We start from the raw sequence: 8998 nt of genomic DNA on the forward strand, positions 1-8998 counted from the left end.
CCTATAGCCCCAACCCCCGCTGCCGCCCTAACTGCCACGACACCGAACCGCCCTGCATGATACCCGCGACCTCGCGGCCGAGCTGGCGGTCGATGACCGGCCGCCACGGGACAAGCGTGAACTCATGGCTCTTTTCCACCACGGCGAACTTGCCGCTCGTTAGCTGAACAGTCCCGGTGAACTTGCCGCTGACGTTCTCGCCGTCCGTAGCGGCACGGAACGGCAACCCCTTGCCCTCGGCCATCTCCGCGCCGATGCGAGCAACCTCGCGTTCGCGCAGCGTAGCGAGAAGGTTGCGCCGATAGAAGATGCGACCGTCCCGCGCTCGGCTGGCGTCGCGCTGCTCGACATGATGCTCGCGGCGCTGCTCCATCGCCTCGCGCACCTGCTGGCCGAAGCCGGTCGGCGCAAGGCCGGCCGTCTCGCCATGGATCAGCCGCCGGTCCAGCCAGGTCGCGCCGTCCGATCCGATCTGCCTGTCCAGATTGACGGGAGAGACGACGCGAACGCTGGCCTGCCGGTCGCGGCCGGCATCATAGGCGGCGGCGCGGCTCTCGAAATCTTCGGGAATGCGCCACTGGTCGGCGTCGATGCGCTCGACGATTCCGGCGCGGCGTAACGCCTCCAGCCGGCGCACATGAGCATCGACATAGCCCTCGTAGTCGCCGCCCGGAACACGGCCCTCGAATTTCGCCTGCTCCAGATGACGGCTCGGCCGATAGATACCGTCCTCGGCGATGGCGGTGATGGTGCGGTCGGACGGCCGGGGTGCTGCCTCGGCCGGGCCGATCTGGATGACGCTGCCGATGCGGGCGTCCTCCAGCCGCTCGGGCGCGATGCCCGCGATGTGGTGGGTGCGGCCGTCGATCCCGTCCACCACAACGGTCAGGTTCTCCCCCAACTCGTCGGACAGGTGCTTGTCCACGACGCTGCCGATGATGGGCGTCTCGGGCGCTCCGTCATGGATTTGGAAGCTCATGGGATCGCGTTCGCCGCCCTGCGGGCCGAGCGCCTTCTGCATGGTGCGGATAATGTCGCCGCGCTCGCCTAGCTCGCGCAAGGCTGGCTCCATGTCCTTGCTCAATTCCCAAACGGCGGGCGCGTGCTCGGTCGCCAGCCCCATCTTCTCCAGCTTGCCGAGACGGCGCAGGCGTAGCGTCCGCTCGAACTGCCGCCTCGGCTCTGCCGGTTCATGGCGCAAGTCGAGGAAACGGGCATCGGCTTCCTCGGTCATGGCGCGGTCGATCCGGGTGAAACGATCTTGGTCGATTTCGGCCGACAGCTTGCGGGTCTGCTCGATCTCGGTGACGGGGCCGAGTTCCAGACTGGCAAGCTCGCTGGCGCGTTCGCGCAGGCCGGCGGAAAGGTAGTCGCCGTTAATGACTAGATCCACGCCCGTATCGTCGCGGCCGTTGACGATGACATGCACATGGGGATGGCCGGTGTTGTAGTGATTGACGGCAACCCAATCGAGTTTCGTGCCGAGGTCGGCTTCCACCTGTTTCATGAAATCGCGGGTGTAGGCCGTGAGGTCCGATAGCTCCGCGCCGTCCTCGGGCGAGACGATGAATCTGAATTGGTGGCGGTCGTCCTTGCCGCGATCAAGGAAGGCGTCGCCATCGGCGCGGTCCTCATGTGCCGAATAGAGCCGGCCGCGCTCGCCGTCGCGTGAGGTTCCGTCACGCTGGACATAGCGCAGATGCGCGCGGGCACGGCCGCCCTTCCACGCGGCCCTGACGCTGCGCTGCTTGACGATCACGCGGCGGCTGCCCGACTGGCGATGATGCCAATGGCCGGAGATATTGCGAGCGCGCACGAAGCTCGCGCCCCGGCCGCGCTTCACGCCCTTGCCGCTGGCGACCACGGCACGGGACCGGCCCGGCGTTGACGGGCGGGCGGATGACGGCACGGAAGGATCGCGGGAGGCCGCTGCCTGATGCTGCCGGGTGATCTTCCTGACCTGCGTGAAAAAGCTCTTGGTCTTGCCGGCCTTCGGCGTGTCGGATCGGATGCGGCCGGGCTTCGGTCGGAAGCGGTTTTCGTCGTCGGCGCTCAAGGGCGCGACTCCAGCCCAAACCGCCGGAAAACGGCCGATCTGCCCCTATGGTGCCGCTCGAAACCCTGCAAAGCCAAGGCTTTGCGCGAAATCGCGGCACGCGGCCCCTCAAAACCATGGTGCCGGAACCGGCCACCTAACCAGTGTGCAGACAACAATAATTTCCAGAAGCGGCCCCATATGGTGCCGTCTTCTTTAATCTTGCCCTCCGCCCTTCTGCCTTTTCTGCCCCTCCTGCCGGGAATCCAGCCGGGCGCAAACCTACCCGACCGGATGCCGAAACCAGCGCCGCCGAGCGCGGGAACGCCGCCCTCATGGTATTCTCCCGTCGCTGGCGCTCGCCACGAAAATTCCGTCGTCCTGCGGCTCCGCACGGGCGCGGCCGTCGCCTGTTTGCACCTCGGACGGCGGCGCGGCGACAGCCCGCGCGTCGCCCGGACGCATCACGAACAGCGGTGCCTCGCGCCAATCTGGCGGCGGTGGCGGTGCCGATGACGGCGCTTCGGTTGCAGCCGCACCGCCGAGGATCGGCGCGAGCGCGGCGACATAGGCCCGCGTTTCGGCCGGCAGCGTGCGGCCGGTCGCAAGGTATTCGTCATAGCGGCCGGGACCGGCATTGTAGGCCGCCAGCATCGCCGCGACATTGCCGAAGCGGTCGAACATTTCGCGCAGGTAGGCGGTGCCTGCGAGGATGTTGTCATGTGGGTCGTAGCGATCGCGGCCGAGGCCGTAGCGGACGCGCAGGCCCGCCCATGTGTCGGGCATTACCTGCATCAATCCCATCGCGCCGGCCGACGAAATCGCGCGCACGTCGCCCGCGCTCTCGGCGCGCAGCACGGCGCGAATCCAGTGTTCGGGGATGCCGAAACGCTGCGACGCCTCGGCGATGTGGGCCGCATAGGGATGGGCGGCAGCCGGGCGCTCGAAGGGCGCGGATTGCGCGACCGCGACGCCCGATCCGACGCAGACGGAAAGCGCGCCGGCCAGTATCAAGACGGCATAATGCCATGCAGTCCTGTCTCCGCTTCGACACCAGCCTGCCAGCGTGCTCGCTGCGGTCAAGGGCAAGGCGCAAGCGCCGGCCGATGGCCGCCCCTGACCTTCGCTGCGCGCGCCGGCCGTCCGGTGGCCGAGCGGGACGGAGGGATGAGACGGCTTTTCCGCGAACAAAGGGATGACGATCTTGGACCGGATGGCGGGCCGAACGCGCGCGGCCGTCATTCCTCGTCCTCGACTTTCCGGGGGTGCTTCCAACGCAGGGTCCAGACCGAAGGATCGTCGTTGGACTGGAACAGTTTGGCGCGGATCGGGATCGGGAAGATTGGCCCTTCCAACCGCATCGACACGAAGTCGCCAGCGTTCTCGCTGGAGTCTTTCCATGCGGGGCCGGTGTCCGGGCCGTCCTCGCTGTCGAGACGCACACGATAGTCGGGCGCGTTCTTCACGTCGCTCGGCTTTGCCGGGACGATGAAAAGCCGTTCGTGAAGGCCGAACGAATGAAGCTCCCCGGCATAGCCGGTTTCGGTGCGGGTGAAGGTGCCTATTTCTGCCATGGGAAATCTCCTGCGGTTGGCTTTGAGGGGTGGTTTCAGTGCGTCCGCGCGCGCCACTCGTAGCGGCCGACGCCTTCCTCGTCGGTCCAGAGCGGAACCGCTCGGCCGATGACGGAAGCTGCGAGGGTGAGTCCGAAATATCGGCCGTCGAGGCTGTCGCGGACTTCCCAATTCATGAGGAAAAGCTGGTCGTCGCCGATGACGCGGCAGCCCTGCCAGACGGGCAGATCGCGGCCGAGGCCGTCACGCTCCAGCGCCTCGCCCATGTCGATCCCGTCCACCGTGATCGTGCGGCCGGTGCGGCAAACCCGCTGTCCCGGCAGGCCCAAGACGCGCTTCAACAGCGGGACGCCGCGCGCGATATAGCCGCGCTCGGCCATGAAGGCGGCGAGCGGTTCGGGCGGCATGACGACGACCAGCTCGGGCACGTCGAGCGCGTCGGCCGGCTCGACGGTGTAGAAACCGATGGGTGCGCTGGCCGTCGCGTTCCAGATGAGTTTCACGGGCCAATCGACGGCGCTGGCGGCGGCGATGCCGATGGCGGCGAGCGCCGTCACCGTGAGATAGCGGCGGCGCATCATGGCCCGATCCTTCGGCGGTGAAGCCACGCGGCATGTCGCTCGGGCGTGTAGGCGTGCGGCTCCAGATTGGCGGTCAAACGGTTGTGGACGTGCCGCCAGTGGTCCGGCGAAGCGTCGGCCGGATCGAGGCCGAGCGCATCCACGGCGTCGATGGCGGCAAGCGCGCGCTGCACCTTCGGCCAGCCGTCGATGCGCAACAGGATTTCGCCGCCCGGCCGGACGAACGGCAATGTCTGGAACGGCTCGCCCCGGCCGATTGCCCGCACAATGTCCATGCGGGAAACGACCGTACCATGCTCGCCATTCGCCCATCGCACGAAGGCGAAGACGCTGCCCGGCGCGAAGCCGACGACACTCCGGCGGCGGTCGATGATCTGTTCGTAGCTCTTGCGGCCGAAGCGTATCCAGTGCTCGATGCGGCGCTTCTCGAACGTGAGTTCAACCAATGTCGTGAAGGGCGCAGGCCCGTCCGGCAGCGGACGGCCGTGCGCGCTGCGATGGGCGCGGCGGGTCATTGTGCGTCTCCGGCGATGTGCTGGTGGGGATTGCGCGCGTGCGCTGCGTCAACGGCGGGCGTCATGGCTCGCCGCTCCCGGCAGAACCGGCACCACGCTTCGCCTGCGCGCGCGTCAAAGAAAAAGAGTTAGATTCTCTGTTAGATAAGTTAGCGGTCAGATTCCGCGTTTCAGACCAAAGCGTTAGCTGCGATTCGTGCGCCTGATCTGCCGATAGTCGTGCGCCTGATGTGCCGATACATCGTGCGCCTGATCTGCCGATGGCATTCACACCCTTATCAACAGTGCCTGTTGATGAGTTTTCGGGGCGGATGCGCAGCAACTCGCGGCCGTCTTCGCGCTCGATCTGGAGCAGGTAGCCGGGGAGTTGCTGGCGGGCCGCGATCCGGCGCAGGTCGAGCGCGAAATCGGACGGCCGCGCGAGGCTGCCGGATTTCTGATGAAGGTGCGCGACCTCGAAAATCCAGCCGTGGCGCTGGTGCCCGGCGTGCTTTCGGGCGACGCGGTAAAGCCATCGCTCGATACCGCCAGTCAGTCGGAAATAGGCCGGGTCGGTGGTCAGGACCAGCGAACGGTCGATGACGCTGTTGTAGAACCATTCGGGCAGGACGAACTCCATGCCCTCGACGCGGCCGGCGCGCGTCGTCATTTCCTCCCATTCGTTGATCCATGAGAATTGCCGGCGACGCCAATGCGGGCCGTTGCGAATGGTGGTGGCGATAACGGTGGATTGCAGCCGCGCCAGCGCGGCTTTTAGAAGCCGGTATTGGTGATTGCCGGTCGGGCGTCCGATGGCCCGCAACAGATGGTAGGGCGTGAACCGGACGAAGCGCGACGTGGCGAGTCCGTTGTTCTCGGCCGCGACGATCTGCGAAGCCGCCCATATCAGCACATCGGCGTCCCATATGGTCGCCATGCCGTGCTCGGACATCCCGAACACCTGCACCTCTATGTCGGCGGCCTTGTAGAGAATCGGCTTGGTGCGCGGGGTCTTCGCCAGCGAGAAGAACGGCCGTTCCATCAAGTCGCGCTGGTCGCGCGGCGGCGCATCGCCCGTTGCGACCACGAAGGGGTCTAGGCGGCTGCGCTCGCTATCATCGACCGGCGGCGCGGGGGCGTGATCGTCCTCTCGCAGCATCTAGCACTCGTCCCGTTCTTCGGGCGTGAGCGGACGCGCGGGAAATACGGTGCCGGCGGTCTTGTCGCGGGTGGATTTGCGCTCGCCCGCCGCGCTCCAGTCTTCCAGATCGCGGACGGTGTAGAGGACGCGCCCACCGACCTTGCGATAGGTCGGCCCGGTGCCATAGGTGCGATGCTTCTCAAGGGTGCGGATGGATATGCCGAGGAAACGCGCGGCTTCCTTGGTGCGCAGCAGGCGCGGCGGCAGGCCCGCAAGCGGGTTGGGCATGGATCACCTCCAGTCGGGATTGGGCTGCCGGGGGCGGCAGCGGACTGTGGCGAACCATGGCGAGGGATCGGCGGCGCGTAGCGTGCCGCATTTGCGTAGGTGCGCAGGCGGCACCCCCCCTGCGAGGGGTCGCGTGGCTAATAGATGAGGGATTTCAGTGGCTCGTTGGCTGCCGCGCCGAATAGGCAAAGACATTCGCGCGCAGCTCGGCTAAGATTGTGGGCAGAGCAGACGCGCTGCTCTGGGGCGTAGTAACCCCTGACTAGCGGTTGGTGTCGGCCGTGACGGCACCACGATCCTCGAACCTATGGTCGGGGAGCCTATGGCGTATGTCCAAGGCTACCCGCCCAAAGGTCATAGGGCCGTCTAGTCACGGTTACTAACTCCCCGATCACCAGGTAGAGGGGCCATTTGCGGGGGCGCACCGCAAGCAAGGCCCTTTCCAGATGAAGGGGATGGCGATGCGGGTTCCCGTCGAACTCGATCCCGATGTGGACGATGAAGCGCCGACCGGCGACACCATAACCGTCTATGACGAACGGCATTTCGTGACCTATCTGCGCTTACTGGATGCGAAGACCGAGGGCGCTGACTGGAAGGAAGTTGCGCGGATCGTGCTGCACCGCGATCCGGCTGCCGAGGAACTGCGGACCTATCGTTGCTGGCAAAGCCATCTCGAACGCGCGCAATGGCTTTCGCGCAAGGGCTATCGGAAGATTCTAGAGCAGGCCGTCGCCAACAAGGCGTGAGGTCAAAGGCCGAGAACGATCAACGCTTGTCGGGCTTGATCGGATAATGGAGCAGCAGGCGATAGCCGCCGCGCATCATTTTGATGCCGTGCGCAACCAGTCGGCGGGCCTTGTTCTTGCGCGGGTCGCTCTCGAAATCCTCCTTGGTGCCGCGAAAGCCGAGCAGGACTTCAGCGATGGTGCGATAGCTTTCGCCGCGCAACCGCGCGTCAAGCGCGCGCAGGGTCAAGATATGCCATTGCCGGAGTTGGGCAGGCACGGCTCGGAAATCAGGACCGGGCGCGCGACCGTTGAGGGACCGCCAAAATCGGCGGGCCGCGTGAGCACGCAGTTCCAGAAACGAATCCATCGGCAACGTGACGGCGTAGAATGCGGCGGCATCGGGCACGGCCTCGGGCAGCCAGAATTGATGCGCGACGCCATCCACCTGCCAGATGCTGTGCCAACCATCGGCGGCGCGGCGCAGGTCAAGGCCATCGAGATGCGCCAGCGTCAATATTGGTTCGGTATCGCCGTTCTTGTGATCGACCGGCGACAACATCACCGCTTGCGGGTGAAGGTTCGGATTCCAGATCGGCGATTGCGGGCCATGCTGCGCGTCGGGATCGCAAGGGAAATCGCAAGCCCCAGCGATGTGCAAACATTTCGAGGTCACCGCCGGTCGGTTCCCCGGTCCTTGCGATGGTCTCGAAGTCCTGACGATAATCGTCATTCCGGCGCAGGTATTCCCAAGCGAAACCGGCGGCCGGAATTTGCTTCGCGTGTCTGTATGCCGCCGGCAAACGCCAGTCGATGCTTAGCATGGCGTCACCTCTCAAAGCCGGAGCGCGCGAGGTTGCGCCCGGATCGGAGAGATTCAAGTATTGTTTGAAGTATTAGAAGGCTTTCAAATCAGATACGTTGAGCGGTTAACCCGATCATTCTTGGTTATTTTCTTCTTAACACTGTCGTTGAAGTCTGGCTAGCCGCTCGCCCGCGTATGCGGGCAAGCAGACCTTGCTTCATCTGCTGGAAAACACATGCACCTCGTCATGTCCGATTTCGATGGTGAAAACGTCACCGCTCATTTCGGCGTCACGCGCCATCGCCTTCCAATCGACATAATACCGCAGCGCCTCGGGGATCGTGATGCTGTCGCCGGTCAATTCCTCCATATAATCGGCAAGGCTGGTGAACTGACCGTGATAGCAATCCTGCAAGGCGGTTTCGGCTTGGTCGATGTCGTCGCCGAACTGCTCCAGCAGGCCCGCGCCTAGTGCGCCATGCTCTGCGATGAAAGCGCCCATGCGCGCCACTGTGTCGATGCCGGCATATTCGGAGATGCGGACGCCCTCGAAGCCCTTATAGTCGTGAATGGCGTATTCCTCCGCGTCCTCGACAGGGGAACGGGAAAGCATCACGGCAATCTCGTCCCTGATCTGGTCGGCGTCCTGATCCGCGTCGATCCAAGCCCCATGCAGATAGCCATTGTTGTAAGCTGCAAGGCACGCAACATAGATACGAGGATTGCTGTCGGCTGCACTGGTCATGTCTCTGTTCCTTTGGGTTTTGAGGTTCAGAGCAGCGAAGCGCCGCTCCTGAACCCTTGCCCGTCGGCGAGACCGGGGTAGTAAGGTGCCAGACAACTCTTTGGCACCGTGGAATAAATGGAGGGGACCCGTTTGTGGGGAGCGGGCCGTTTATGCCGCGAAAGGTCAGAGAGTTGTCTTGCGCCGCGCGAGGGCAGCGCCCTTAGAAATAGCTATCAGATGGGACGCGGCGAAAGCTGCGCCGGCCCGCAGGCGAACGCGCTCAGAGATTGCGTGGTAGAGAGCCGGACGGCCGCTAGACGAATTCACGGTGTTTGCTAGTGGTAGCATATCCTCAGGGCTGGTTTTTGTGTATCCGCCGGATACACTGCGAATTATGAAAAAAGACGCTGGTATGCGAATCAGGATCGAGCGCGAGCTGCGGGATGAATTCCTTGCAGCCTGCCAAGTTCTGGATCGGCCTGCCGCGCAGGTCATACGGGAGTTCATGCGCGATTTTGTCCGCAAGCACGGTGCGTCGTCGGACGCGCATCCCGCAACGAAACCGAACGTGACGACGCGCTAATGGAACAGGTGCGAAAGCCGGGTCCGGCGCAACAGGTGAATG

General features: G+C 64.6%; 12 protein-coding genes and 1 pseudogene. 2 read left to right on the forward strand and 11 right to left on the reverse strand.

Annotated features, from left to right (window positions below; translation table 11 throughout):
* Position 1 precedes the first annotated feature (1 nt).
* The 8 genes and pseudogenes from ACWIEX_RS23090 to ACWIEX_RS23125 form a co-directional block, all read right to left on the reverse strand.
* Positions 2 to 1234 (reverse strand): DUF3363 domain-containing protein, encoded by a 1233-nt coding sequence (locus ACWIEX_RS23090; protein WP_374481082.1) that lies wholly within the window; start codon positions 1232 to 1234, stop codon positions 2 to 4.
* A 180-nt stretch (positions 1235 to 1414) separates the two neighbouring features.
* Positions 1415 to 1909 (reverse strand): annotated as a pseudogene (locus ACWIEX_RS23095) (hypothetical protein); the annotation flags it as partial.
* A 459-nt stretch (positions 1910 to 2368) separates the two neighbouring features.
* Entirely contained in the window at positions 2369 to 3277 is a 909-nt protein-coding gene (locus ACWIEX_RS23100) for a lytic transglycosylase domain-containing protein (RefSeq protein ID WP_454035280.1), read from the reverse strand.
* Positions 3274 to 3609 (reverse strand): DUF736 domain-containing protein, encoded by a 336-nt coding sequence (locus tag ACWIEX_RS23105; protein ID WP_374480917.1) that lies wholly within the window; start codon positions 3607 to 3609, stop codon positions 3274 to 3276. Before ACWIEX_RS23105 ends, ACWIEX_RS23100 begins: the two co-directional genes overlap by 4 nt.
* Before the next feature lie 35 nt (positions 3610 to 3644).
* Positions 3645 to 4190 (reverse strand): S26 family signal peptidase, encoded by a 546-nt coding sequence (locus tag ACWIEX_RS23110; RefSeq protein ID WP_374480919.1) that lies wholly within the window; start codon positions 4188 to 4190, stop codon positions 3645 to 3647.
* The gene (locus tag ACWIEX_RS23115) at positions 4187 to 4705 is read right to left on the reverse strand and encodes a DUF2840 domain-containing protein (protein WP_374480921.1); all 519 of its coding nucleotides are present in this window, start codon (positions 4703 to 4705) and stop codon (positions 4187 to 4189) included. Before ACWIEX_RS23115 ends, ACWIEX_RS23110 begins: the two co-directional genes overlap by 4 nt.
* Positions 4706 to 4766: 61 nt before the next feature.
* Positions 4767 to 5843 (reverse strand): replication initiator protein A, encoded by a 1077-nt coding sequence (locus tag ACWIEX_RS23120; protein ID WP_374480923.1) that lies wholly within the window; start codon positions 5841 to 5843, stop codon positions 4767 to 4769.
* Positions 5844 to 6113, reverse strand: coding sequence for a helix-turn-helix transcriptional regulator (locus tag ACWIEX_RS23125; protein ID WP_036284017.1), 270 nt, complete (start codon positions 6111 to 6113; stop codon positions 5844 to 5846).
* Between the two features lie 461 nt (positions 6114 to 6574).
* On the opposite strand from ACWIEX_RS23125, the gene ACWIEX_RS23130 reads away from it, so the two are divergent.
* Complete coding sequence (locus tag ACWIEX_RS23130) at positions 6575 to 6862, forward strand: DNA -binding domain-containing protein (protein ID WP_374481084.1); 288 nt, start codon at positions 6575 to 6577, stop codon at positions 6860 to 6862.
* Between the two features lie 19 nt (positions 6863 to 6881).
* Here ACWIEX_RS23130 and ACWIEX_RS23135 read toward each other — a convergent pair whose 3' ends face one another.
* The 3 genes from ACWIEX_RS23135 to ACWIEX_RS23145 all read right to left on the reverse strand — a co-directional run bounded on the left by ACWIEX_RS23135 (position 6882) and on the right by ACWIEX_RS23145 (position 8391).
* Positions 6882 to 7403, reverse strand: a complete 522-nt coding sequence (locus ACWIEX_RS23135; protein ID WP_374480925.1) for a DUF2285 domain-containing protein — start codon at positions 7401 to 7403, stop codon at positions 6882 to 6884.
* On the reverse strand, positions 7330 to 7665 hold the full coding sequence (locus ACWIEX_RS23140) for a transcriptional regulator domain-containing protein (protein ID WP_374480927.1): 336 nt from the start codon (positions 7663 to 7665) through the stop codon (positions 7330 to 7332). Before ACWIEX_RS23140 ends, ACWIEX_RS23135 begins: the two co-directional genes overlap by 74 nt.
* Positions 7666 to 7863: 198 nt before the next feature.
* Entirely contained in the window at positions 7864 to 8391 is a 528-nt protein-coding gene (locus ACWIEX_RS23145; protein ID WP_374480929.1) for an antirestriction protein ArdA, read from the reverse strand.
* A gap of 376 nt (positions 8392 to 8767) precedes the next feature.
* On the opposite strand from ACWIEX_RS23145, the gene ACWIEX_RS23150 reads away from it, so the two are divergent.
* On the forward strand, positions 8768 to 8956 hold the full coding sequence (locus ACWIEX_RS23150) for a PIN domain-containing protein (RefSeq protein ID WP_374480931.1): 189 nt from the start codon (positions 8768 to 8770) through the stop codon (positions 8954 to 8956).
* The last annotated feature ends 42 nt before the right edge of the window (positions 8957 to 8998 follow it).

The organism is Allobosea sp. NPDC055353, assembly GCF_053644975.1.